We start from the raw sequence: 25,547 nt of genomic DNA on the forward strand, positions 1-25,547 counted from the left end.
AGAGATACCCATGCGAATTCTATTGGTTGAAGACAACCGCGATATCCTGGCCAACCTGGCCGATTACCTGGGGCTCAAAGGCTATACCGTGGATTGCGCTCAGGATGGTCTGTCGGGCCTGCATCTGGCGGCCACCGAGCACTATGATTTGATCGTGCTCGATATCATGTTGCCCGGCATCGACGGCTACACCTTGTGCAAGCGCCTGCGCGAAGATGCCCGCCGTGAAACGCCGGTGATCATGCTCACGGCTCGCGATCAACTGGACGACCGTCTGCAGGGCTTCAAGTCCGGCGCCGATGACTACCTGATCAAACCGTTCGCCCTGTCGGAACTGGCAGCGCGTATCGAAGCGGTCATGCGCCGGACCCAGGGCGGCGGGCGGCGGACCTTGCAGGTCGGCGACCTGAGCTATGACCTCGACACCCTGGAAGTCACCCGCGAAGGCCGATTGCTGAAACTCAACCCGGTCGGCCTGAAATTGCTGGCCGTGTTGATGCAGAAAAGCCCGCATGTGTTGCGTCGTGAAATTCTTGAAGAAGCGCTCTGGGGTGATGACTGCCCGGACAGCGACAGCCTGCGCAGCCATGTCCACCAACTGCGCCAGGTGATCGACAAGCCGTTCGCCAAGCCGTTGTTGCAAACCGTTCACGGCGTGGGGTATCGCCTGGCCGAGGGGCGTGATGGAGTTTAAGCAGAGCCTTGCTCAACGCATCATCATTGCCTTTGCGCTGATGAGCGCACTGGTGGCAGGCGCCTTTGCCATGGGCATCGTGGCGACCGTGCACCTGGTGGAGGAAAAGCTGATTTCGGCCGGTCTGGGCGGCGATTTGCAGCGCCTGTTGCTGATGGACAATGTCACGGACTGGAGCCATCGCCCCGAACCGGACCAATTGTTCTACTTCAGCAGCGGGCCAGGTGATTTCAAGTTGCCCAAGGATTTGCGGCATCTGGAGCCGGGTTTCCACGAAGTGTTCCGTGAAAACCTGTCGTATCATGCCATGGTCGAAATCGTCGACGGCCGACGTTACGTGCTGTTGCAGGACCAGAGCGACTTTGAAGAGCGTGAACGGGTGCTGTTTGCCGTGGTGCTGGTGGGTTTCGTGCTGAGCCTGGCGCTGGCGGTATTTCTCGGCTGGGTGCTGGCGCGCAAGGTCATGGCGCCGGTGGTGCGGTTGGCCCGCCAGGTACGCCATCGCGATCAACTGCTGGGTTTGGCTCCCCCCTTGGCTCCGGATTATGCCGCCGACGAAGTGGGCGAGCTGGCCGTGGCCTTCGACGCCACCCTCGGGCGCTTGCGTCAGGCCCTGACCCGCGAGCGTTTGTTCACCAGCGACGTCAGCCACGAATTGCGTACACCCCTGATGATCCTGGCCAGTTCCTGCGAACTGTTGCTGGAAAACCCAGGTCTCGATCAGCGCGGTCGCGCCCAGGTCGAGCGCATCGCCCGGGCCTGTGAAGAAATGCGTGAGCTGGTACAAACCTTCCTGATGCTGGCCCGTGCCCAGCGCGAAGACGCCAGCATGTCGCCGCAGCAGTCCTTGGGGCAGGTGGCCGAGGACCTGGTCGGTCTGTGGCGCGAACCTATCGAAAGCAAAGGGCTGGAACTGATCTTCGAACCGGGAGACCCCGAGGCCAAGGGCTACAACGCGACGTTCCTGCATGCGGTAATGGGGAATTTGCTGCGTAACGCCTTGCACTACACCGAACGGGGCTTCATTCGCCTGACCCTGACGGGCACGGGATTTCTGGTCGAAGACAGCGGTGTGGGCATTCCCGAGGAAAAACGCGAGGCGATGTTCGAACCCTTCGTTCGAGGCACTGAAAAACGCGGAGAGGGCTTGGGGCTGGGGCTTTCACTGGTGCAGCGGATCTGTGAAAGCCAGGGCTGGAGCGTCAGCCTGACTACGATGGAGCCCAGTGGCTGCCGTTTTCAGGTGGAGTTGGCCCGAACTTGAGCTGTTGAGTCAGGCGCCCGACAAACCCTGTCAATTTCGTAAAACCTTGTAATACTTCCGGGTTCCCCTAACGATATTTTCACAAATGGATGACCAGTCGCCGACACCGCAAAATCTAAGGTAGTTGCTATCAGAAGTTCAGGAGACCTGATGATGGACGGCCCGATCAAGCTCGATTTCTCGGAAAAGTACGACGACCAACACGCCCAACGCTATTTGCGCAAACACCAAGAGGGGCTCGGCCGTCGATTGTCCCATTGGCGTGACGAACAACTGGCGCGTAAGGCGCTGGCCCTGGTTGGCGAGCCTGGTCTGGTCCTCGATTTGCCTTGTGGTGCAGGGCGTTTCTGGCCTTTGTTGGCGGAAAAATCCAACCGTGTGATCATCGGTGCCGATAATTCGGAGTCCATGCTGAAGGTCGCAACCCAGGCGCAACCTGCCGACGTGGTGAAACGGGTACAACCCTTGCACACGTCTGCATTCGACATCGCCTTGCCGGGCAACGCTGTCGACAGCATTTTTTGCATGCGCTTGCTCCACCACATCGGTGAAGCCGAGCATCGCATGGCTATTTTGCGTGAATTCGAGCGGGTTTCCCGCGACAGCGTGATCCTTTCGCTGTGGGTCGATGGCAACTTCAAGGCCTGGAAACGCAAACGATCGGAGAAAACCCGTGGGCAGGAAGGTTACCAAAACCGGTTTGTGTTACCGGCCGCTACCGTAGAAAAGGAATTTGAGCAGGCGGGTTTCCGCATCCAGGAACAACTGGACTTTTTGCCGCTCTATGCCATGTGGCGAGTTTACGTATTACGCAAGAGGTAACAGGATGGCAGTGCAGTATGCAGCAGAAACGGAAGTCGTTCCCCAGGACCGCTTCGATTACTTCTGGAATCAGCGCGGTGAATGGGTAGAAGAGCCCAATGTCCGTCGCGGCGGGGAAAGCGGCGTTCAACGCCTGATGGGCAGTGATGGTCAACTGCTCTACGTCAAGCGCCAGACCGGGCATATCCATCGTAGCTTGCAGCACCCTTTCGGGCGGCCTACGGTCATGCGCGAGCATGCTGCGCTCATCGCTGTGACCGCGCTTGGCGTACGGGTTCCGGACATCGTTTTCTGTGGCGCACAGCGCGATCCTGTGCACAAGTGGCGTGCCTTGCTGGTCACCAAGTCGCTGGACGGCTACGAGGAAATCGATCGCTGGTACGCTGGTGGCGGTCGCGAGCGACATGGTGAAGCCATAAACGAACGCGTGCTCAAGGACCTGGCGGAAAACCTGGCTCGCATGCACAAGGGCCGCTGGCAGCACGGTTGCCTTTACGACAAGCACGTATTCGTTCGCGTGACCGGTGAGGGCGAGACGGCCAAGGTCGAAGTGGCCCTGATCGATCTGGAAAAATGCCGACAGCGTTTGACGACCCGTCGCGCAGCTGTCCATGACATGAAGCAGTTGCGTCGCCACTCGTCGTTCAGCGATGCAGACTGGAAAAAGCTCGTCTACTTTTATGAGACGGCGTTTGGCAGCGCTATCAAGGGTTTATAGCGATGAAACTCGAAATTGCACGAGGTTTGTTTCTGGTAGGAGCCTTGGCAGTTGCATCGATCGCGATGGCAGCCTGGGAGCAACCACGCCCCCAGGTTCTCAGCTCGATAAGCGCAGAAGAACATTGTCCGTTGCCACGGGTTGCGAAGGCATCCGTGGCCACTCGACCCGATCATGATTTGTTGCTATTCATGTTCGGACTTTCTCAGGGATTGAGGCCGCAAAGTTGAAACGATTGAAGCCAAAATGAAAGGCCTCGCACTTGCGAGGCCTTTTTTTTGGGGCTTCCACTGGTTTGAGCGTGGGCACACGACCCCTTGTAGGAGCCAGCTTGCTGGCGATGGTCGCTAACGATAACGCGTATGAACTGGATAAACGCGGCGCACTTGAGTCCATCGCCAGCAGGCTGGCTCCTACAGTTTTCCGGGATTGCGTAATGAACCTTTTTTGAGGCTTCCACTGGTTTGAGCGTGGGCACACGACCCCTTGCAGGAGCCAGCTTGCTGGCGATGGTCGCTAACGATAACGCGTATGAACTGGATAAACGCGGCGCACTTGAGCCCATCGCCAGCAAGCCGGCTCCTACAAGGTTCATGGCTTATCCGGTTTGGCCAGCATCGTGTAGATGCAAGGCAGCACAAACAGGGTGAACAACGTGCCGATCGACATGCCGGTCGCGATGACCGTGCCGATGTCGAACCGGCTGACCGCGCCAGCACCGGTGGCGATGATCAATGGCACCATGCCAAACACCATCGCCGCGGTGGTCATCAACACCGGACGCAGCCGGATGGCCGCCGCTTCCTCCACGGCTTCCCGCGCCGTCAGGCCCTCGTCCTTGCGTAGCTGGTTGGCGAACTCGACGATCAGAATGCCGTGCTTGCTGATCAGCCCGATCAACGTCACCAGCCCGACCTGGGTGTAGATGTTCATGCTCGACCAACCCAGGAACAGCGGAATCAACGCGCCGCAGATGGACAGGGGCACGGTGACCAGGATCACCAGCGGGTCGCGGAAACTTTCGAACTGGGCCGCCAGCACCAGGAAAATGATTGCCAGTGCCAGGGCAAAGGTGACCCACAGGGCGCTGCCTTCCTGCACGTACTGCCTCGATGCGCCGGCGTAGTCGAAGGCAAAGCCGGGGGGGGCCTCTTCCCGGGCGATCTGGCGCACAAGGTCGATGGCTTCCCCCATGCTCACCAGCGGCACGCCGGACAGGATGGCCGAGTTGAGTTGCTGGAACTGGTTCAGCTGTCTCGGTCGGGCACGGTCGGTGACGGTGATCAGGGTCGACAACGCCAACAGTTCGCCCTGGGTGTTTTTCACGTAGTAATTGTTCAGCCAGTCCGGATTGTCGCGGAACGGCCGTTCGACCTGGGCAATGACCTTGTAGCTGCGACCTTCGATGGTGAATCGGTTGATCTCGCCTTCACCCAGCAGGGTTGCCAGGGTTCCCCCCAGATCCTGCATGGAAACCCCCATCTGCGCAGCCTTGGCGCGGTCGATATCCACCACCACTTCCGGCTTGTCGAAGGCCAGGTCAACGTGGACAAACGCAAACTTGCCGGATTCCTTCGCACGTTTTTTTACCCGCTCGACCACTTGCAGCAGCGATTCGTAATCGTTGGCGGAGTTGATGACGAACTGAAACGGCACGCCTTCGCCGGTGCCCGGCAGTGACGGCAGGTTGAAGCCGAAGATCTGCAGCCCCGGGATCTTTTCCAGTTTGGCCTGCACCTCGGGCAGGATCGCCATTTGCGTGCGACTGCGATCGTCCCATGGCTTGAGCAGGAAACCGCCGATGCCCGATTGCACGCCGTTGAATCCGTTGATCTGGAATGACGAGTAGTACTCGGGAAACCCCTTGAAGATCGCGACGAACTCGTCGGTGTAGGTGTTCAGGTAGTCGAGGTTGGTCGGTTGCGGGGCGTTGGCAATCATGAAAATGATGCCCTGGTCCTCATCCGGCGCCAGTTCCGATTGGGTGAACTTGAGAAGGACCGGAATCAGGCACAACACGATCACGGCGAACACCAGTACCACCGGGCGGGTGTTGAGGGTGCCGTGGAGCATGCTCTGGTAGCGGCGCTTGAGGCGTTCGAAAAGCATGTCCAGGCGATGGGCCAGGCCACTGGGGTTCTCGTCGTGACGCAGCAGAAACGCACACATCATCGGCGACAGGGTGAGGGCGACGATGCCGGAAATCACCACCGCGCCGGCCAGGGTCAGGGCGAACTCCTTGAACAGCGCCCCGGTCAGGCCGCTCAGGAAGCCGATCGGAGCGTACACCGCCGCCAGGGTGATGGTCATCGAAACCACCGGCATGGCGATTTCCCGGGCGCCTTCAATGGCGGCGTCGAGCGGCGTCTTGCCTTCCTCGATGTGGCGATGAATGTTTTCCACCACCACGATGGCGTCGTCCACCACCAGGCCGATGGCCAATACCATCGCCAGCAGGGTGAGCAGGTTGATCGAGTACCCCATCATCTGCATGAAGAACATGACGCCGATCATCGACAGCGGGATGGTCACCACCGGGATCACCACCGAGCGCAGGGCGCCCAGGAACAGAAACACCACCACGATCACGATCAGCACCGCTTCGAACAGGGTCTTCACCACTTCGTCGATCGAGGCCTGGATGAACAGGGTGGCGTCGTAGGCGATTTCACCCTTGAGGTTCGGTGGTAGCTGGGCCTCAAGGTCCGGCATGATCTTGCGCACTTCCTTGATCACATCCAGCGGGTTGGCGGCGGGTGTCGCCTTGATGCCGATGTACACCGAAGGGGTGCCACCGAAGGAGCTGATGGAGTCGTAGTTTTCCGCACCCATTTCCACGCGCGCCACATCCCGCAGCAGCACACGGCTGTCGCCGTCGACCTTGAGCGGAATCGCCCCGAAGGCTTCGGCGGACTTGAGTTCGGTATTGGCGTTGATGCTGGTGACCACGTACTCGCCCTTCACCTCCCCCGCGGCAGAGAGGAAGTTGTACTGGCGCACCGCGTTGGTCACATCGCTGGCACTGAGGCCGAATCCTGCCAGCTTCATCGGGTCCAGCCACAGGCGCATGGCAAATACCTGGTTACCGAGGATCTCGGCTTCGGCCATGCCGGGCAAGGTAGCCAGTTTGGGCTGGATCACCCGGGACAGGTAATCGGTGATCTGCGGGTTGTTCATTTCCTTGCTGAAGTAGCTGATGTACATCAACACCGACGCATTGGCAGACTCCTTGCTCAGCACCGGATCTTCAGCATCCTGGGGCAGTTGGTTCTTGACTTCGTTGGCCTTGGCCAGCAGTTCGGTAAACAGACGGTCGCTGTTGGAGCCGATACGTGCGTAGATCGAGATCACCGAAAAGTTCTGGCGACTGACCGAGGTCATGTAGTCGATGCCCTCGGCGCTGGCCAGGCTTTGCTGCATCGGTTGGGTGATGTAGCCCTGGATGGTCTCGGCGTTGGCCCCGGGGTAGGCGGTAGTCACCGTGATCAGGGCGTTTTCCATTTGCGGGTACTGGCGCAGCGGCAGCTTGCTCCAGGCCTGGAAGCCCAGCAGCACGATCAACAGGCTGACCACGGTAGCGAGAACCGGACGGCGGATGAACGGGTCGGTAAAAGCCATGGGAATTCCTTGATCAGTCCGCGCGTGGCGGGCTGTTCTGCCCGGCCTGGGTCTTGTCGTCGCTGATGGCAATGCGTGAGCCGTTATCCAGTTTGAGCTGGCCGGCGGTCACCACTTTCTCGCCGCTCTGCACGCCTTTGGTGATCATCACTTGCCCATCGCGGCGTTCGCCGGTCTCGACAAAACGCCGTTCGGCGATCAGCACCGGTTGGCCCTTGTCGTCCTTCACCAGGCTGCCATCTTCGGCCTTCTTTGGTACGGCCACATACACCGAGTTGCCGTAGAGCGTGTAGGTAATCGCGCTTTCCGGCACCACGATGCGCGGTTGCGGGTCGGGCAGGAGCACCTGGAGGTTGGCGAACATGCCTGGCATCAGCTTGCCATCGGGGTTGGCCAGGGTGGCGCGGACCTGCACGTTACGGGTGCTATTCTCGACTTTGGGGTTGATTGCACTGATGGTGCCCGGGTACTCCTGGTTCGGATACGCCGCGACAATGACCTGCACTGGCTGGCCGAGTGCAATCTTGGGCACCGACTGCTCGGGCACAAAAAAGTCGACATACAGGCTGCTGAGGTCTTGCAGGGTGGCGATCATGGTGCCGCTGGCAAGATAGTCGCCAACGTCTACGTGACGAATGCCGATGGTCCCGCTGAAGGGCGCGACGATGCTTTTTTTGCCGAGCGCAGCCTTGAGTTGATTGACCGTGGCCCGGCTCTTTTTCAGCACCGCCGAAAGTCGGTCGAACTCGCCTTTGGAAATGGCCTGGCTGCCGACCAATTGGCTACCGCGACCATAATCAAGCTGGGCCAGCCCGAGGTCGGCCAGAGCCGTTTCCAGCAGGGCGCTTTCAACGGCGCTGTCGAGGCGCAGGAGTGGTTGACCGGCCTTGACCTTTTGACCTGACTCGAACTGCAAATCGATGACGGTACCATCGGTCTCCAGGCTCAGGTCCACGCCCTGCAATGCCTTGAGCGTGCCAACGGTAGGCAGGCGGGCTTGCCATGGACGCTCGGTGGCGGTGACCACGGCAACGCTGGTGGCCGGTCTGGGCGCAGAGAAGCCTTGAACCATCGTGTAGATCGAGAAGGCTTTGTACGCGGCCAGGACCAGCACAATCAAGAGAACCACACCCAACATGATCAGCATGCGGCGACGCAGCATATTCCAGTTCCTTGGACAAAATCAGGTGAGACAACGGGGGCACATTACCGGGAGTGTAGAGGGTAATCCGACTGCCGTTTATTGAACGCTCACAACCCGTAGGCGCCGGCTTGCCGGCGAAGGAGTCGTTGAGTGGGCGGCAGGATTGAGATTGCCATCGCTGGCAAGCCAGCTCCTGCAGGGGAATGTTGTACGTCCTGTAGGAGCTGCCGAAGGCTGCGATCTTTTTGGCGTTTTATGCCATGAGATGAAGATGGTTGTCCCAGAGCCCTGCGGGTAGCTCCAGCGGTTTGGCGACCAGGTTTGTCTGACGGCAGTCATAGTAGCGGCAGCGCCCCTGGCCCGAGGTCACGACAAAACCATCGGCCACGGCGCCGACCCCGGCACAATCGGGCAGGGGTGCATCCAGGCGTACTTCACCGCTGTCCAGGTCCCAGATGAAGAAACGGTTGCCCCGCGGCGCAGTCAACGCCACCAGGCGCAAGTCGTTGTGCACCGCGACGCTGGCGGTGTAGTGCCCCATGGCCTGCAACTGGTGCTCGGGCACCGGGAACGCCACGAAAGGCTGGCCGGGACGCTTGATCGCCAACAGCTCCGACGACTCGTGGGCCGCGCCCATGAATTGTTGGCTGGCGACGATGGTGCCGTCGCTGGCGATGGCCAGATGGCGCACGCTGTTCATCTGCTGGGCGAGGGTTTCCTTGCTCAGCAAGGTGCCGTCACGTTGCATCAGGACCAGGCTCGGTTCCATGGCGTTGAGGTTCATTTCCACCCGGCTTTCGGCCTCGGTGCGAATCCCGCCGTTGGCCACCACCAGGGTTTCGCCATCGGGCATCCACGACACCTGGTGCGGACCCAGGCCGTGGGTGGAAATCTCACCGCTGTGCACCAGCCTTTCGCCTTCGAACTTATACACGCCGAGCAGGCCGCGGCCCGGGTCGGTGGTGTCGTTTTCGGTGGTGTACAGCCAGTCGCCGCTGTGGTGAATGACCGCGTGACCGTAGAAGTGCCGGTTCGGCTGCGACGTCACGGTTTGCAGCAGAGTGCCGTTGCGCAGATCAATCAGGTAGCTCTCGGTACCCGGACGGCGGGCGACGAACAGCGCAATCGGCTGTGTCGGGTGGTTGATGATGTCGTGGCAACGCTGGCCGACCCGGGTGGCGAACACCTGGGTACCATCGAGCCGATAACCGACGGCGTAATGCTGGCCATCGGTATCGTCCCGAGCCGAAAGCAACAGCGGACGCTTGTCCTTTTGCTTGAACAGCGTCCAGCCGCCCAGCGTCACCGCACCCAGCAGCAAACTCCCTAATGTCAGAACCTGGCGTCGCAGCATGGAACGGGCCCTCATCAGTCACCGTCGTTGGCGTTGAAGCCCAGCTGGATGCCCAATGCCTTGGCCAGATCGGCCTCATGCAGGCGATGGACAACGTTGAGGCTGTCATACAGCTCGTTGAGTTGCTGACGGCCGGCCTCGTCATTGAGCATGTCGGTCAGCGAACGCTGGTTACCGGCAAACAGTTTCAGCGAGGCGGCATAGGCGGCATCGATCTTGTCGGCCAAGGGTTTCTGCTCGCTCGGCAACAGTCCGCGCAGGCCTTTGTTATCCACACCTTCCCAGACCGTTTTGGCGGCCGCGAGGCTGGCTTCGAGGCTGGTCAGGGACGACTGGCTGCGCCAGGCATCGGCCTGGAACGGTTGCGGCACGCCCTTGCTCTGGCGACCCATCGGCGTGCCGAGTTTTTTCTTCAGGGTGTCGATGGCGGTGACTTGAACCCGCAGCAGATCGGCGATCGCTTCGTGGGAGTCGGCGTAACGCTGGTTCGGGAATTTGCTCATCTGCGCGAGCATGCCGTCGGTGTTGTTCCAGGTTTGCAGAATCTCTTCGGCCAATTGCTTCTGGCGTTCGCCAATCGCGACCAACAGTGGGCAGTACCTGGCCTTCTGTTCAGCGTTGGCCACGTCAGGCTTGCTGTCGAACAGAATGTATTCGTAGGCCGAGAGGCCCTGTACCACGACGCTGGACTTGGCCAGCGCTGCAACGTCGATCTGCGGCTGGGCGCTGACCAGTTGCTCGACCTGACGGCCGACCAGGTTTTTCTTGTCCGGCCAGAACTGCACTTGCCACGAGCGGTTGCCTTCGGCCAACGGCCCGATCAGCAGCGGTTGCAGCTCGGCCCAGGCTTTTTGCGCGTGCAGGAAGTCGGCACGGGCGGTTTCCAGGGTTTCCTTGCCTTCGCAATAGGCGAGGGCGCTGACTGCCAATTGACGGTCGGCTTCAACCCAGCGGGTGTAGGTCGGCAGGATCACCGACTTGGCGATGGCAGCCGACGTGACCGCTTGCGGATCCTGGGGCGAGCAGGCGCCCAGGGCGAGGGCGGCAAGGCTGGTGAACAACAGTTTGGGACGGAACATGTCGGGCTCCCGCGAGTGGAATGCGTGTTAAAGGGAATTCAGGAACGCCAGCAGCGCGGCGCGCTGCTCGGCATTGAAAGACAAAACCTGTTGTTGCGCCGCTGTCGCCTCGCCGCCATGCCAGAGCACGGCTTCGAGCAGGTTGCGGGCGCGGCCGTCGTGCAGGAACTGGGTGTGGCCGCTGACCGCCTGTGTCAGGCCGATGCCCCACAACGGCGGGGTGCGCCATTCGCGGCCACTGGCCTGGAATTCGCTACGGTTGTCGGCCAGGCCGTCGCCCATGTCATGCAGCAGCAGGTCGCTATAGGGGCGAATCACTTGATTGGCCAGTTCAGGTTCGGCGGCGTTGGCGGCGGTGGTGTATTTCGGTGTGTGACAGGACTGGCAACCGGCCTGATAGAACAAGGTCTTGCCGGCCAGCACTTCAGGTGCGTTGACGTCACGACGGGCCGGTACGGCGAGGTTACGGCTGTAGAACAGCACCAGGCGCAGGATGTTATCGCTGACTTCCAGCTCGCCATCGGGGCCGTTGCCACTGGGGGCCTGTTTGCAGTCCGTTTGCGCGTCCGTGCAGTCATCAAAGGGTCGCAGGCTGGTCGTGAGGCCCATATCGCCCGAAAACGCGTGGACATTTTGCTGATTGAGGTTCGGTTGTCCGGCTTTCCAGCCAAATCGTCCAAGCACCGTTTTTTGCCCGGCGTCATCCCAGACCCGGTTCGGTCGTCCGCTGATGCCGTTGTTCGCCTTGGCCTGTGCCTCGGCGTTGGCCAGGATCGCCTCGTCAGGGATCGCCTCGAGCAGGCCCAGGCCAATCATCGGCGGGGCAACCCGTGCCGAGAAACGGGTGTCGGGGTGCATCGGGCCGTAGCCCAGCTGGGTGATGTTCAGGCTGGGTTTGCGCAACTCGACTTCGGTGCCGTCCTTGAAGCGAACCGGCACGGCGGTGTAATCGACCCGCACTTTGCCTTCGGGGGCCACGCCGGGTACGGCCATGTCCTGGAACTGACCGCCGTAGACGGGCTCCGGCACCACGCCGATCTGCTCGATGACCTTGGCATACGCCGGGGCGTCGGGAATCGACAGGCGTACCAGCATCGACACGGCGTTCACATCGTCCGCAGCCGGTGGATGACCGCGGCCGTCCTTGATGTGACAGCCCTGGCAGGCATTGGTATTGAACAGCGGGCCGAGGCCATCGCGCGCGGTCGTCGTCGAAGGGGCAATCACCCAAGGGCTGCGGAAGAAGCTGTTGCCGACGCTGAAATCCACACGCCGGGACGGCGGCAGGTTCGCCGAGGGCATGGAAAACGAATTCTGATCGGTCTTGCGCACCGTCGCACTGCCGCCGGAGCGGGCTTCACCGGGTTCTGCCTGGGTGAATTTCGGGGCGTCATCGCAGGCACTCAGGCCCAGGGCCAGAAACAGTGCGGACAAGCGAAGAGGCAGCGAGGGCATCAGGGATCCTGCAAGACGAGCAAAACAAGGGCGCAAAGTCTAACAGGGGATAAGAATTTGAATAAGAGGAATTATCGTTTGCTTGATGTGGGGCAGGGTTTTTCACTTGAGACCGAGGCGTTGCGATCGCTGGCAAGCCAGCTCCTACAGGGATAGGTTGTGTACTCGGGTTTTGCAAACCACCAAACCTGTAGGAGCTGGCTTGCCAGCGATGGGGCCACCAGCATCACCACAAAAGGCAGGCATGAAAAAGGCGACCCGAAGGTCGCCTTTTTCATTCAGCCAGCGTTGATCAGAATTCGTGATCAGCGTTGTCCGGGTTCAGGTCGTTGATGCCCAGTTTGCCAGCGGCGGCTTCGATCGAGCCGGTCTGCTTGACCAGGGATGCGATGGCGTCACGGACGATCTGGTTGCCTGCGGTGTTGCCGGCAGCGATCAACTGGTCGTAGTGCTCACCCTTGTTGGCGTGATCAACCATGATCTGGATCTTGGCTTCGGTAGCGGCCAGGTCGTCTTTGAGCGCGGTGTCGGCAGCCGGGTCGGCCTTGGCCACCAGGGACGACAGGCTGGCGCCGGTCATTTTGGTACCGTCGACACGGGTGTATTCGCCCAGGTACACGTTACGAATGCCCTTGGCATCGTAGAAATGCGAGTTGTGGGTGTTGTCGCTGAAGCAATCCTGTTCGTCTTCCGGGGAGTTGGCTTCCAGGGAAACCTTCATGCGCTCGCCCGCCAGTTCGCCCAGGGACAGGCTGCCCATGCCGAACAGCATTTTGCGCAGGCCGGTTTCAGCCGGTTCCGCTTCCAGGGTGGCGCGGTAGTTGTCGGCCACGTTCGGCTTCCAGTTACCGACCATTTCTTCCAGGTCGCTGACCAGCAGCTGAGTCACGGACTTCAGGTAGGCACGACGACGATCGTTGTGACCGCCGGTAGCCCCTTTGCCTTCCAGGTAGTCCGAAGCCGGACGGTTGCCGGCGCCAGGGCCGGTGCCGTTCAGGTCCTGGCCCCAGAGCAGGAATTCGATGGCGTGGTAACCGGTGGCGACGTTGGCCTCGGAACCGCCCAGCTCGTTCAGGCTGGCGAGTTTTTCCGGGGTGATGTCTTTGACGTCGACCTTGTCCTCGCCGATCTGCACTTCAGTGTTGGCGATGATGTTGGCGGTGGCGCCCGGGTTGCCCAGGGCGTGCTCGTAGGACTTGTCGACGTAGTCGATCAGGCCTTCGTCCAGCGGCCAGGAGTTCAGTTGACCCTCCCAGTCGTCAACGATGGTGTTGCCGAAGCGGAACACTTCGCTCTGCAGGTAAGGCACGCGAGCGGCAACCCAGGCAGCCTTGGCGGCTTTCAGGGTGTCGTCGTTCGGCTTGGCGAGGAAGGCGTCTACGGCGGTTTGCAGGGTCTTCGCGGTGGATTCGGCATCGCTGTATACGGCGAAAACGATGTCGGCGTAGTGAGCGACAACGGCTTTGGCGGCGGCTTCGTCGACTTTACCGGCAGCGGCAGGTGCAGCAGCCGGGGCAGCCGCGGTGCTGGCGGCTGGCGCAGGCGCGGCAGCTTTTTCTTTGTCACCTTCGCCGCAACCGGCGAGGGAAATAGCGATGGCCAACAGACTGGCGGTAGCCAGAGGCATACGAATCATGGCGAACATCCTGCTTCGATAGGGGTGGAGTGGCGCTATGCGCACGCAAAACTGCGACATAATGCAAATCTTTCGCATTATGTGTAAAGGGTTGTAGGTGGAAATATTTCTTATTCACAGACCCCTGTAGGAGCGAGCTTGCTCGCGATGAACCTGAGAACAACGCGCTCATCCAGAATCAACGCGTTATCGTTCACGACCATCGCGAGCGAGCTCGCTCCTACAGGGGTTACAAAATAGCCGCGTTACTGCGTTGGGCCTGCTTGAGGTAAACGCCCAGTTCCCGCGCCGGTAATGGTTTGCTGTAGTGATAACCCTGACCTTCGTGGCAGCCTTCGGAAATGATGTAGGCCTCTTGTTCGGCGGTTTCCACACCTTCGGCAATCACCTGCATGCCCAGGCTTTTGCCCAGCTGGATGATGGCGCGAACGATGGTCGCATCGTCGTCGTCATCGAGCAGGTCCTGAACGAAACTCTTGTCGATCTTGATCTTGTCCAGCGGCAGGCTCTTGAGATAGCTCAAGGATGAATAGCCGGTTCCGAAGTCGTCGATGGCGATCAGCGCACCGGAGCGGCGCAGGCTGAGCAGATGCTGGGCTGCGGTGCTGATGTCTTCCATCAGGCCGGTTTCGGTGACTTCCAGTTCCAGGCTGCGGGGCGGCAGGCGGTACATTTGCAGCAGGTTGTTGACCACCCGTGGCAGTTCGGCGTGGTGCAATTGCACCGTGGACAGGTTGACCGCCATGCGCAGGTCACTGAAGCCCTGGTCATGCCACTCGCGTAATTGTTTGCAGGCCTGGTCCAGCACCCATTCGCCGATGGCAATGATGGTGCCGTTCTGTTCGGCCAGCGGGATGAACAGGTCTGGCGGCACCAGACCGTGCTCGGGGTGCTGCCAGCGAATCAGGGCTTCGACGCCCACTACGCGGTTGTCGCGGTAACTGATCTGCGGCTGGTAGACGAGGTAGAACTGATTGCGGACCAGGGCATCGCGCAGGTCTTTTTCCAGCTCGCGGCGGCGACGCATTTCGGTGTCGACGCTGGCGATATAGAACTGATAGCGGTTGCGTGAGCGGGTCTTGGCCAGCGTCATGGTCTGCTCGGCCTTTTGCAGCAGCTTCTCGGTGCTGTCACCGTCCTCGGGGAACAGGGTGATGCCGATGGTGGCGCGCAGGCGGATCTCCTGATGGTCGAGGGCAAACGGCGCTTCCAGATCATCGAGAATGCTTTGTGCCAGCTCGGCGGCTTCGTAGGGTTGTTCGATATCGGCCTGGACCAGGGCGAACTGGTCGCCACCGAGGCGGGCGAGGGCGCCCAGGCGACCGCTATGGCCGCGCAGGCGATCGGCCAGGGCCAGCAGCAGCTGGTCGCCGGTCTGGTAGCTGAACTGCTCGTTGATGCCCTTGAAGTCGTCGAGGCCGACACACAACACCGCGACCCGGCGCTGCAACCTGCCGGCGTCGATGAGGATCTTGTCCAGTTGCTGCTGCAATTGCTGCCGGTTCGGCAGTCCCGTCAGGAAGTCGTATTGGGACATGCGCAACAGGCTGTTTTCTGCCTCGTGGCGCAGATGGGTGTTGCGTTCGATGGACTCGAGCAACTGGTTGGCAGTGTTGATCCAAATGCCCAGTTCGTTTTTCTCGTGGCCCTTGAGCAGCGGAATCTTGTGTTCGCTGGGACGATCCGGATTGATTTCCGTGAGGTGCTCGATGATCCGCGACAGCGGCTTGGTCAGCAGCCAGTGATAGACCAGATACAGCACCAGCCCCATGGCGAGCGCGCGCAGTACGCCGGAGATGAAGATGATCACCGAGCTGACAATGAACCCTTGGCCGTAGGTGGCGGTATCGAGGGTGATGCTCAGGTCGCCGTAATACTCGCTGTAGGGCCCGCGACCGACCAGTTGGGTGGTGAAGGTGCGTTCTTTGCCAAGAATCAGGTCGGTCAGCCAGCGGCTGTGGGAGTGCTGCAGTTCGCGGGTTTTTTGCGCGAGCATGGCTTCGTTGGGATGGCCAATGGAGGCCTTGCGCACGGCGGCGTCCTGAAACAGGCCTTCGATCACCTGCATGCCCATTTCCCGGTCCAGGCTGTAGACGGCCTGGGTCGAGGGGTCGCGAAACATGTCGAGGATGCGTTCGGCATCGCTGGCGACGGCCTGGCGGGTTTTATAGGCATCGAACACAATCTGCGCGCAGCTCAAGACCACGCCGACAATCAGTGCCGACAGGAGCACGACCCGGAGCAACTTCACCGACAAGCTGTTCTTGAGTTCCAGCTTCAAAGGGATATTCCTTGTTCCGTGCGGGTAGTATCAAGTTGCCATGAGTATTGGCAATCCCGTGATGGCAGTCAAAGGGACAATCATCCTTGGGGGATTTTGCCTGCAGCTTGGCTGATTTGCAGTTGTCTTGACGAGTTAGCCTATTAGCACTGTGTCGGTTGTCGAGTCCTTCAACTTGAGGGGTGGGGGCGCAGATATTTTCCTTTTGTTTGATGTTAGCCGTCTGTGGCGGTGGGGCAAGGGGCTCGAGGCTTGTTTCGTTGTTGGGTTTTTAACTGAGTACATATCCGTTTCTGCGGTAACGGCGGCTTATGGTTCCGCTCTTACAGCGGGTCACTTTTGGCAAACGCCCCAAAAGTAACCAAAAGGTCTCGCCCCTTACGTACGGCCCCTCGCTGAGGCTCGGGGTTCCTTCGCTCCGGTGTCCATCCGGGGGCATTGCCCTCCGGTCGGCTTCGCTTCGACCTACATGCAATGAGTTCGACTGCGTCGAACGGCGCTGCGCGCCCATCCCCGGATGAACACCTCCACTCAGCCTGCCGAGGGGGCGGGTGGATCAAGATCACAAGCTGCAGGCGAGCTAACGCTCGGCCTGTTGAGTGGTGAAGAGCCTCTGTGTACGCCGCTCTGCCTTTGCTCTTCTGTGGGAGCGGCGGTGCGGCGATCCGACTTGCTCGCGAAGGCGGCCTGCCAGCCGACCTGAATCTGGCGGATGTACTTTGACCCTGTGGGAGCTGGCTTGCCTGCGAAGGCGGCCTGACAGCCGACCTGAATCTGGCGGATGTACTTTGACCCTGTGGGAGCTGGCTTGCCTGCGAAGGCGGCCTGACAGCCGACCTGAATCTGGCGGATGTACTTTGACCCTGTGGGAGCTGGCTTGCCTGCGAAGGCGGCCTGACAGCCGACCTGAATCTGGCGGATGTACTTTGACCCTGTGGGAGCTGGCTTGCCTGCGAAGGCGGCCTGACAGCCGACCTGAATCTGGCGGATGTACTTTGACCCTGTGGGAGCTGGCTTGCCTGCGATGACGGCCTGTCAGCCGACCAATCTCCCACGCCTCCAAGCTGATCAATCCCAGACGCCCGCGTGGGAGTGATGCCAGGGACGCTCCGCGTTACGTTTCTGCGAGATGGCGCGGTGTAGGAAAGCGCCAGAAGTTTCCCACGCAGTTTTCAGGTTGTCCGTCGGAAGCGGGCTGAATAACCTTTGGTGATCGCTGAAATACTTCAGCGATCGGGCGTGAGAACCCGCAAGAGAGTGTTAATCCAGCGCCAGTACCACCATAATTGCCGCCAGCTTATCCGCTGCCAGCAATGCTTTATGGCGGCTGTGTGCGGGCAGACCTCGGTCTGGCCGGATTGCTCTCTTGCCGGTTTCTCACTCCGCACATAGCTGCCACCTCTTCGCCCGCGTGAGAAACGGCAAGAGATGGCTCCAATCGATAAGGAGCATATTTTGGATAAGTTAATCCCCGATCCCCCCAGCAGCACCACCAAACCCTACAGCCCCCACACCCTGTTCATGATCGTTCCCGACATGGACACTGAAACCCTTCTTGCCCACGCCTGTGAGTCACTGGCTTCAGCCAATGTCCTGGCGAGTGATTTCGCCACCTACCTGAGTGGTCCCCAGCGCAACACAGCGCTGGCCATTTCGCAGATTGTCATGTTGGCGGAGCTGGCGGTGAGTCGCGCGTTGGATAACCTCGATCCGCAGGGATAGGTATTCCTTCAGGTTGACCGCGTCATCGTTCTTCGCGAGCAAGCCCGCTCCCACACTGGATCGGGTCGTATACAGATCAAATGTGGGAGCGGGCTTGCTCGCGAAGGGGCCCTGCAGAACGCTGAAAATCCCGGGCAATAAAAAACCCGGCTAAAAAGCCGGGTTTTTTGACTGGCGTCGAGCTTAAGCGGTGAAGGTTTTGCCTTCGAACTGCTCAGCCACGAATTTCCAGTTGACCAGGTTCCAGAACGCTTCGACGTACTTCGGACGCAGGTTGCGGTAGTCGATGTAGTAAGCGTGTTCCCAGACGTCGCAGGTCAGCAGCGGGGTGTCGCCGTTGGTCAGCGGGTTGCCGGCGCCGATGGTGCTGGCCAGGGCCAGGGAACCGTCAGCCTTCTTCACCAGCCAGCCCCAACCGGAACCGAAGGTGCCGATGGAAGTCTTGCTGAACTCTTCCTTGAACTTGTCGAACGAACCGAAAGCTGCGTTGATGGCTTCAGCCAGTGCGCCGGTTGGTTGACCGCCGGCGTTTGGCGCCAGGCAGTTCCAGTAGAAAGTGTGGTTCCAGACCTGTGCGGCGTTGTTGAAGATACCGCCCGAGGAAGTCTTGACGATTTCTTCCAGGGTCTTGCCTTCGAACTCGGTGCCTGGCACCAGGTTGTTCAGGTTCACGACGTAGGTGTTGTGGTGCTTGTCGTGGTGGAATTCCAGAGTTTCCTTGGAAATGTGCGGCTGCAGGGCATCGTGTGCGTACGGCAGCGGCGGCAATTCGAAAGCCATGATGATTCTCCTAATCAGGTCAGTTGCGGTGAGCGCAAGGCCGATCACGGGCGGCCAGACAAGCGCCGGGGAGTTTGTACTCTTTGCGGCGCAGGGAGACGGATCATAGCACCGGGGGGGCCGCATAACCACGCAACAACTGTGTGGAATAGAGGTTCCGCGAATCAGATGGCCGCGATCAACTGCAGCGCTACGGCAAACATCATCACCGCCACCAACAGATCGAGAATTCGCCAGGTACCGGGGCGGGCGAGCCAGGGTGCCAGCCATGCCGCACCCAGCGCCAGGGTGAAGAACCACAACAGCGAGGCACTGGCCGCGCCGACCACATAAGCGCCAGGCTCGGTTTGTTGTGCGCCCAGGGAGCCGATCAGCAAAACGGTATCCAGGTAGACGTGCGGGTTGAGCAAGGTCACCGCCAGCGCGCTGAGCATGACCGCCCGCAGCGAGCGTACGGTCTGGCCCTCGCCCTGCTCAAGGCTCTGTTTCGAAAAGGCCCGGCGCAGTGCCTGGGTGCCATACCACAACAGAAACGCTGCACCGCCCCAGCGGGCGATGGCCAGCAATGTCGGGTTCTGTGCCAATACCGTCGCCAGGCCGAACACCCCGGCCGCCACCAACAGGGCGTCGCAGGCCACGCAGAGTGCCGCGACCGGCAGGTGATGTTCACGTCGCAGGCTTTGCGCCAGGACAAACGCATTCTGGGTGCCGATCGCCATGATCAGGCCAAAGGCCACCAACAGGCCGTTCATATAACTCTGCCACATGATTTTTTACTCCGCGTTGGCTGCCAGATCCCGCAGTACTTGCAGGGCACGGTCGGCGTCGGCCTGGCCGACAAACAAATGGTCGTGGTAGTAGCCGGCAATCACGTTGCAACTGATGCCAGCCTTGCCCAATGCCGTGGCGAATGCGGCGGTCAGGCCAACCGCTTCGAGTGCCGAATGCACGTTCAGGGTGATCCAGGCGGCGATGTAGTCGAAGCGCAGCCCGGCTTTTTCGGCATGGGAGCGTTCGAGAATCACGGTCAGGCCTTCCTGCTCGCGGAAGCTGCCGACAATCTCCAGGCCCGCAGGCAACTGGCCATCGCGCAGGGTGCAGAACACGTATTCGCCGGCATTGAGTTGCGGGCTCATGCTGCGCAGCAGCGTTGCCAATGAAGTTTCGCCAGCCATGTGGGTAATCCTTGTTCAAGAGTTCTTGCTGGTCATTGTCCCTGTGAAGGCTGTATAAGAAAAACCAATCTTGCTGATCGCTCATTAGGAAAACTGATGTTCGACTATAAATTGCTTTCTGCCCTGGCCGCCGTGGTCGAACAGGCCGGTTTTGAACGGGCAGCCCAGGTGCTGGGCCTGTCGCAATCGGCGATATCCCAGCGCATCAAGCTGCTGGAAGCGCGGGTTGGCCAGCCGGTGCTGGTGCGCGCCACACCGCCGACGCCGACGGAAATCGGTCGGCGCTTGCTCAACCACGTGCAGCAGGTGCGCTTGCTTGAACGGGATTTGCAAAGCCTGGTGCCGGCACTGGATGAAGAGGGCCTGCCCGAACGCCTGCGGATCGCCCTGAACGCCGACAGCCTGGCCACCTGGTGGGCGCAGGCGGTGGGGGAGTTTTGCGCGCAACAGCATCTGTTGATGGATCTGGTGGTCGAAGACCAGACCGTCGGCCTCAAGCGCATGCGCGCCGGCGAGGTGGCAGCCTGTGTCTGCGCCAGCGAGCGTCCGGTGGCTGGCGCGCGCAGCGTGTTGCTGGGGGCCATGCGTTACCGTGCACTGGCCAGTCCGGCTTTTATTGCCCGGCATTTTCCACAAGGCGTACGCGCCGATCAGTTGGCCCGCACCCCGGCGCTGGTGTTTGGCCCGGACGATTTCCTGCAGCATCGGTACCTTGCGTCCCTCGGTGTCGAGGGTGGTTTCGAGCACCATTTATGCCCGTCCTCGGAAGGCTTCATTCGATTGACCGAAGCCGGTCTGGGCTGGGGCCTGGTCCCGGAACTGCAGGTACGCGAGCAACTGGAAAGGGGGGTATTGCAGGAGTTGCTGCCAGATAAGCCGATCGATGTGCCGCTGTACTGGCATCATTGGCGTAATGGCGGTCAGTTGCTGGGGCTACTCACCGATCAATTGGTCAGCGCATCGAAGCAATGGCTGGTGCCCTTGGACTGACGCGCAGCGTCAAGACCTCACGTAATACGCAAAACGAAATATTCGGAGCAATTCATGAAGATTCTGGTTACCGGCGCAAGCGGCTTCATCGGCGGACGCTTTGCGCGTTTTGCCCTGGAGCAGGGCCTGGACGTGCGGGTCAACGGTCGCCGGGCCGAAAGTGTGGAGCATCTGATACGCCGGGGAGCCGAATTCATCCAGGGCGATTTGAGCGACCCGGAACTGGCGCGCGAACTGTGTTCGGACGTCGAGGCCGTGGTGCATTGCGCCGGTGCCGTCGGTTTGTGGGGACGTTATCAAGACTTCCATCAGGGCAACGTCCAGGTCACCGAGAACGTGGTGGAAGCCTGCCTGAAGCAACGGGTACGGCGGCTGGTGCATTTGTCGTCGCCGTCGATCTATTTCGATGGTCGAGATCACCTGGGCCTGACCGAAGAGCAGGTGCCCAAGCGCTTCAAACACCCTTACGCCGCCACCAAGTACCTGGCCGAGCAAAAAGTCTTCGGCGCCCAGGAGTTCGGTCTCGAAACCCTGGCCCTGCGCCCGCGTTTCGTGACCGGGGCCGGAGACATGAGCATCTTCCCGCGCCTGTTGAACATGCAGCGCAAGGGGCGCCTGGCAATCATCGGCAACGGTCTGAACAAGGTTGACTTCACCAGCGTGCAAAACCTCAACGAGGCGTTGCTCAGCAGTTTGCTGGCCAGCGGTTCCGCGCTGGGCAAGGCTTACAACATCAGCAACGGCACGCCGATTCCTTTGTGGGACGTGGTCAATTACGTCATGCGCAAAATGGACGTCCCACAGGTTACCCGCTACCGCTCCTACGGCCTGGGCTACAGCGTGGCGGCGCTCAACGAGGGCGTGTGCAAGGTGTGGCCGGGGCGTCCCGAACCGACGCTGTCGCGTCTGGGCATGCAAGTCATGAACAAAAATTTCACCCTGGACATCAGCCGCGCCCGACATTATCTGGATTACGATCCCAAGGTCAGCCTCTGGGCGGCGCTCGATGAATTCTGTGGCTGGTGGAAGGCGCAGGATATTCGCTGAGGCTCGAACAACGCGCCATTTCTGAACCGGATACGGGCTTGGGGGTCAATGGTTGCGGCCGTGGGGTTTATACTGCGCGGCATAAAGCCATTATTTGATTCACACTAAGGTTGATTCAATGTCCATGCGAAACGATGCCAACGACGACTTCGACGATGTACCGAGCCTGCGTGCAGACGTTCTCGATGACGATTTTCCGCCGACTGCTCGCACGGTCGTGCATTCGCGCACGGCGCCGGTGGTGAAGGTCAAGGCGGCGAGCACCGGCCCCCTGTGGGCGTTGGTCGGGGCGCTGATCATTGCGTTCGCGGGCCTGGCCTGGTGGAGCTTTCAGCAGATCTCCCTGATGGAACAGCAACTGGTGGCGACCCAGGAAAGTTTCGCGCGGATCAGCGAGGAAGCGGCAGGGCGCCTGCAGGATATTTCCGGAAAGGTTGTGGCCAGCCAGACCAGTGTCACCACCGACAGCGAGGCCTTGAAGCTGCAAATCCGCCAGCTGGAAGGCAAGCTCCAGGACCAGAGCACCCAGCAGCAAGGTGTGGCCGGCCAGGCCTCGGACCTGGACAAGCGACTGGCGCAAATGACCGCGCAAACCACCGAAGTGGACAAGCGCCTTGCACTGATGACTGCCCAGGGCACCGAACATCAGGCGGTCAATACCCAGTTGCAGGCCGAGGTCAAAGCCTTGAGTGCTGAAGTGGCCGCCCTGAAAAGTGCTCCGTCCGACGCGGAAAAATTCGATGCGCAGTTGAAAAGCCTGGGTGCCGACATCGTCGCACTGAAGAAACAAGGCAACCCGAGCGCTGCCATCGAGCGTCTCGAACAAGACATCGTCGTGCTCAAGAGCGTGCAGGACAACCGTCCGGCCGCCGCACCGGGCACGACCAATACCGCCGAGTTCGATGCCTTCCGCAGCCAGGTCACCCGCAACATCAATACCCTTCAGGCGCAGATCCAGAACCTGCAACAGCAGCTGCGCGCCCGGCAGTAAAACGAGCACTTGTGGCGAGGGGGCTTGCTGTGGCGAGGGGGCTTGTCGGAATGCCGCACCACCCCGTTCGGCTGCGCAGCAGTCGTAAAACCGGTAACCGCGGTGTGTCAGGCCATCACCGGCCGCAGTTTTTAGCGCCGCTTCGCAGCGCAACGGGGGCAAGCCCCCTCGCCACAAAAAGCCCAGCGCACCACAACACTCAGCGTTTTCCTGAATATCCATGCCTCCCCCCATTGCCGTCTACGCTCTTGAAACACCATCAGGAACGAGGGATGCGCAATGGGGTTTCTGCATAAGTCCGCCTTGCTATGCGGCATGTTCTTACTGTGCCTGGGTCAGGCACAAGCCGCCGGGACGGAAAAGGACGACAGCAAGGCGGCCATCGCCCTGCTGGAAAAAGCCTTGGCCTACTACCACCAGAACGGCGACAAGGCCTTTGCGGCGTTCAGTCGCCAGGGCGAGTTTGTCGACAAGGACCGTTACGTCTTTGTGCTCGACACCAAGGGCGTGATGCTTGCCAGCGGCGGACCGTCGTCGGCGTTGATTGGCCGGGACGTGTCGGAGGTGCTTGGGCCGGACTTGCAGAAAACCTTCAAGGACGCCCTGAAAGTGCCGGAGGGCAATGGCATTCAGCAGGCGGAGTATCGCTGGCAGAACTGGAACGACGGCAAGGTCGAGCGCAAGCATGTCTACTACCAGCGCATCGGCCAGCGAATTCTGGCGGTCGGTTATTACCTGCCCCGGGCCTCTGCTGAACAGGCTATGGCCTTGCTGAACAAAGCGGCAACCGATCTGGCCAAGGATGAAAAGGGCACCCTGACGGCGATCAATTCCCTCAAGGGCGGCTACCTGCAGGATGACCTGTATGTGTTTGTCGTCGATCTGAACACCCGGCGTTATGTGGCCCACGGCACCAACCTGCGGCTGATCAATACCGACTTCAGCAAGATCGAAGACCCGGAAGGCAAACCGGTGGGCGAGCCGATCCTGGCGTTGCTGGCCAAACAGGATTACGGCGAATACGAATACCGCTGGAAAAACCCGGTGACCGGCAAGGTCGAGAACAAGCATGCCTACCTGAAGAAGGTCGGGCATTTTCTGGTGGCTGTGGGGTATTACAGCCCTTGATTTTGAGTTGATTGAAAGGGCGTCTTCGCTGGCAAGCCAGCTCCTACAGGGTCGGGTAATTCTGTAGGAGCTGGCTTGCCAGCGATGGCCGCAACGCGGTTTACCTATCGAACCTTGTCCTCACGCCCGCGCAACAACATGTTCGGCATGGCAATCGCCGCCGCCAGCCCCAGCAACGACACCACCGCACTGACCGTCAGCAAGTGCCGGAACGTCAGCAGCAATTCGGCACGCAAGGCGTTCTGCGCCTCACCCGGTGCGGCGTTCAACCCGTCGAGCAACACATTCCCCGAACTGCCTTCGGCAATCAGCGACGAGCCGGCCAGGTGCGCAAAACTTGAATCCTGCAACAAGGCCAGCAGCAGCGCCGACATCAACGCCACACCCACGGCACCGCCCAGCGAACGGAACAGGTTGGTGGTACTGGTGGCGACGCCGATGTCCCGCTGGTCCACCGAGTTCTGTGTGCCGACCAACGATGTCGGGAACTGCATGCCGGAGGCAATCCCGCAGAGCAGCATGAACAAGCTGCTCACGACGAATGCCTGCGGCGGGCTGAACGCCATGCCGATAATCGCGATGGGCATCAGCGCGGCACCGGTGAGGATCATCGGTTTGTAGCGCCCGGTCACCGAGGTGCGGCGGCCAGCGAAATACGCGCCCATCGGCAAGCCCATGGCCAGCGGCAGCAGATGCAGGGCGGCGCTGTCGGCCCCGGCGCCGGTGACGCTCTGGAAGCGCAACGGCATCAACACGATCAGCGAGATGGCCTGGAAACTGGTGAAGAAAATCGTGCACCAGCACAGGATCGCGTTGCGGTTGGCGAACAGATGCATGGGCAGCAACGGCTCCCGTGCCCGTCGCTCGTGAACGACAAACAGCCCCAGCACCAGCACCGCACAAGCGAGCAGCGCCAGCACTTCGGCACTGCGCCAGGAATGACCCTGACCAACCTGCGTGATGCCCAGCAACAATGCCGTCAGCCCGATGATCATCAACACGGTGCCCAGGTAATCGATGACCGGTTTGCGTTGCGGAACCGGCAGACCCACCAGCGTGCGATGGGCCACCAGCCAGGCACCCAGGCCCAGCGGCAGGTTGATCAGGAACACCCAGCGCCAGGACAGGTATTCGGTCATGTAACCGCCGAGCACCGGGCCGGCCACGCTGGCCACTGCGTACATGCTGCTGAAATAACCCTGATAACGACCGCGCTCCCGTGGCGGCACGATGTCACCGATGATCGCCTGGCTCACCGAAATCATCCCGCCGGCCCCGATGCCCTGGAAGATCCGCGCCAGAACCAGTTGCTCCATGCTCTGGGCCATGCCGCAGAACACCGACGCCAGAGTGAACAGGCCCATGCCGAACAGCATCAACTTGCGTCGTCCGTACAGGTCGCCCAGTTTGCCGTAGATCGGCACCGCCACGGTCATGGCCACCATGTAGCCGGAAATCACCCAGGCCAGCAGGCTGACGTCCTTGAACTGTGCGGAGATGGCCGGCATCGACACGGCGACGATGGTCTGGTCCAGCGCGCCGAGAAAGATCGCCAGCATCAGGGCGATCAGCACGCTGCGGATGGCGGGTTTTGGCGTTTCAGGCTGGTGAAGATTGGTCACGGTAAAACCTGCGGCAGTGATTGACCC

General features: G+C 60.6%; 21 protein-coding genes. 10 read left to right on the top strand and 11 right to left on the bottom strand.

Annotated features, from left to right (window positions below):
* Nucleotides 1-10 precede the first annotated feature (10 nt).
* The 5 genes from colR to AB7M25_RS06210 all read left to right on the top strand — a co-directional run bounded on the left by colR (nucleotide 11) and on the right by AB7M25_RS06210 (nucleotide 3,728).
* Nucleotides 11-694 (top strand): two-component system response regulator ColR, encoded by a 684-nt coding sequence (gene colR, locus AB7M25_RS06190; protein ID WP_007985839.1) that lies wholly within the window; start codon nucleotides 11-13, stop codon nucleotides 692-694.
* A complete protein-coding gene (locus AB7M25_RS06195) occupies nucleotides 684-1,958 on the top strand; it encodes a sensor histidine kinase (RefSeq protein ID WP_429384958.1) in 1,275 nt (424 codons plus the stop codon). Before colR ends, AB7M25_RS06195 begins: the two co-directional genes overlap by 11 nt.
* 153 nt (nucleotides 1,959-2,111) lie before the next feature.
* The gene (locus tag AB7M25_RS06200) at nucleotides 2,112-2,780 is read left to right on the top strand and encodes a class I SAM-dependent methyltransferase (protein ID WP_454238334.1); all 669 of its coding nucleotides are present in this window, start codon (nucleotides 2,112-2,114) and stop codon (nucleotides 2,778-2,780) included.
* A gap of 4 nt (nucleotides 2,781-2,784) precedes the next feature.
* The gene (locus tag AB7M25_RS06205; RefSeq protein ID WP_429384956.1) at nucleotides 2,785-3,498 is read left to right on the top strand and encodes a lipopolysaccharide kinase InaA family protein; all 714 of its coding nucleotides are present in this window, start codon (nucleotides 2,785-2,787) and stop codon (nucleotides 3,496-3,498) included.
* A 2-nt stretch (nucleotides 3,499-3,500) separates the two neighbouring features.
* A complete protein-coding gene (locus AB7M25_RS06210; RefSeq protein ID WP_102698438.1) occupies nucleotides 3,501-3,728 on the top strand; it encodes a hypothetical protein in 228 nt (75 codons plus the stop codon).
* A gap of 361 nt (nucleotides 3,729-4,089) precedes the next feature.
* On the opposite strand, the gene AB7M25_RS06215 is transcribed toward AB7M25_RS06210, so the two are convergent.
* The 7 genes from AB7M25_RS06215 to AB7M25_RS06245 form a co-directional block, all read right to left on the bottom strand.
* On the bottom strand, nucleotides 4,090-7,116 hold the full coding sequence (locus AB7M25_RS06215; RefSeq protein ID WP_454237069.1) for a multidrug efflux RND transporter permease subunit: 3,027 nt from the start codon (nucleotides 7,114-7,116) through the stop codon (nucleotides 4,090-4,092).
* 13 nt (nucleotides 7,117-7,129) lie between these two features.
* Nucleotides 7,130-8,278: an efflux RND transporter periplasmic adaptor subunit gene (locus AB7M25_RS06220; protein WP_429384951.1), complete on the bottom strand. Its 1,149-nt coding sequence runs from the start codon at nucleotides 8,276-8,278 to the stop codon at nucleotides 7,130-7,132.
* A gap of 235 nt (nucleotides 8,279-8,513) precedes the next feature.
* Nucleotides 8,514-9,614 (bottom strand): DUF1513 domain-containing protein, encoded by a 1,101-nt coding sequence (locus tag AB7M25_RS06225; RefSeq protein WP_454237070.1) that lies wholly within the window; start codon nucleotides 9,612-9,614, stop codon nucleotides 8,514-8,516.
* 14 nt (nucleotides 9,615-9,628) lie between these two features.
* Complete coding sequence (locus AB7M25_RS06230; RefSeq protein WP_429384947.1) at nucleotides 9,629-10,693, bottom strand: imelysin family protein; 1,065 nt, start codon at nucleotides 10,691-10,693, stop codon at nucleotides 9,629-9,631.
* 27 nt (nucleotides 10,694-10,720) lie between these two features.
* The gene (locus tag AB7M25_RS06235) at nucleotides 10,721-12,148 is read right to left on the bottom strand and encodes a di-heme oxidoreductase family protein (RefSeq protein ID WP_454237071.1); all 1,428 of its coding nucleotides are present in this window, start codon (nucleotides 12,146-12,148) and stop codon (nucleotides 10,721-10,723) included.
* A 292-nt stretch (nucleotides 12,149-12,440) separates the two neighbouring features.
* The gene (locus AB7M25_RS06240) at nucleotides 12,441-13,784 is read right to left on the bottom strand and encodes an imelysin family protein (RefSeq protein WP_429518595.1); all 1,344 of its coding nucleotides are present in this window, start codon (nucleotides 13,782-13,784) and stop codon (nucleotides 12,441-12,443) included.
* Nucleotides 13,785-14,013: 229 nt separating this feature from the next.
* Nucleotides 14,014-16,065 (bottom strand): putative bifunctional diguanylate cyclase/phosphodiesterase, encoded by a 2,052-nt coding sequence (locus AB7M25_RS06245; RefSeq protein ID WP_454237072.1) that lies wholly within the window; start codon nucleotides 16,063-16,065, stop codon nucleotides 14,014-14,016.
* Nucleotides 16,066-17,520: 1,455 nt separating this feature from the next.
* Between AB7M25_RS06245 and AB7M25_RS06250 the strand changes: the two genes are divergently transcribed.
* Nucleotides 17,521-17,787 carry a DUF6124 family protein gene (locus tag AB7M25_RS06250; protein WP_429384942.1) on the top strand — a complete coding sequence of 89 codons (267 nt, stop codon included), beginning with the start codon at nucleotides 17,521-17,523 and terminating at the stop codon, nucleotides 17,785-17,787.
* A 183-nt stretch (nucleotides 17,788-17,970) separates the two neighbouring features.
* Here AB7M25_RS06250 and AB7M25_RS06255 read toward each other — a convergent pair whose 3' ends face one another.
* The 3 genes from AB7M25_RS06255 to AB7M25_RS06265 form a co-directional block, all read right to left on the bottom strand.
* Nucleotides 17,971-18,567: a superoxide dismutase gene (locus AB7M25_RS06255; protein ID WP_008022038.1), complete on the bottom strand. Its 597-nt coding sequence runs from the start codon at nucleotides 18,565-18,567 to the stop codon at nucleotides 17,971-17,973.
* A 164-nt stretch (nucleotides 18,568-18,731) separates the two neighbouring features.
* On the bottom strand, nucleotides 18,732-19,334 hold the full coding sequence (locus AB7M25_RS06260) for a LysE/ArgO family amino acid transporter (protein ID WP_015096661.1): 603 nt from the start codon (nucleotides 19,332-19,334) through the stop codon (nucleotides 18,732-18,734).
* A gap of 6 nt (nucleotides 19,335-19,340) precedes the next feature.
* Nucleotides 19,341-19,742, bottom strand: coding sequence for an ACT domain-containing protein (locus AB7M25_RS06265; protein ID WP_015096660.1), 402 nt, complete (start codon nucleotides 19,740-19,742; stop codon nucleotides 19,341-19,343).
* A 96-nt stretch (nucleotides 19,743-19,838) separates the two neighbouring features.
* Between AB7M25_RS06265 and AB7M25_RS06270 the strand changes: the two genes are divergently transcribed.
* The 4 genes from AB7M25_RS06270 (at nucleotide 19,839) to AB7M25_RS06285 (ending at nucleotide 23,898) form a co-directional block, all read left to right on the top strand.
* The gene (locus AB7M25_RS06270) at nucleotides 19,839-20,732 is read left to right on the top strand and encodes a LysR family transcriptional regulator ArgP (RefSeq protein ID WP_429518946.1); all 894 of its coding nucleotides are present in this window, start codon (nucleotides 19,839-19,841) and stop codon (nucleotides 20,730-20,732) included.
* Between the two features lie 54 nt (nucleotides 20,733-20,786).
* Entirely contained in the window at nucleotides 20,787-21,779 is a 993-nt protein-coding gene (locus AB7M25_RS06275; protein ID WP_454237073.1) for an NAD-dependent epimerase/dehydratase family protein, read from the top strand.
* A 118-nt stretch (nucleotides 21,780-21,897) separates the two neighbouring features.
* Nucleotides 21,898-22,770, top strand: a complete 873-nt coding sequence (locus tag AB7M25_RS06280) for an ATPase (RefSeq protein ID WP_454237074.1) — start codon at nucleotides 21,898-21,900, stop codon at nucleotides 22,768-22,770.
* A 279-nt stretch (nucleotides 22,771-23,049) separates the two neighbouring features.
* Complete coding sequence (locus AB7M25_RS06285) at nucleotides 23,050-23,898, top strand: cache domain-containing protein (RefSeq protein WP_429384934.1); 849 nt, start codon at nucleotides 23,050-23,052, stop codon at nucleotides 23,896-23,898.
* Nucleotides 23,899-24,002: 104 nt separating this feature from the next.
* Here AB7M25_RS06285 and AB7M25_RS06290 read toward each other — a convergent pair whose 3' ends face one another.
* Nucleotides 24,003-25,520: an MDR family MFS transporter gene (locus tag AB7M25_RS06290; RefSeq protein ID WP_429384932.1), complete on the bottom strand. Its 1,518-nt coding sequence runs from the start codon at nucleotides 25,518-25,520 to the stop codon at nucleotides 24,003-24,005.
* Nucleotides 25,521-25,547: the final 27 nt, after the last annotated feature.

Source organism: Pseudomonas sp. AP3_22 TE3818 (assembly GCF_053628995.1).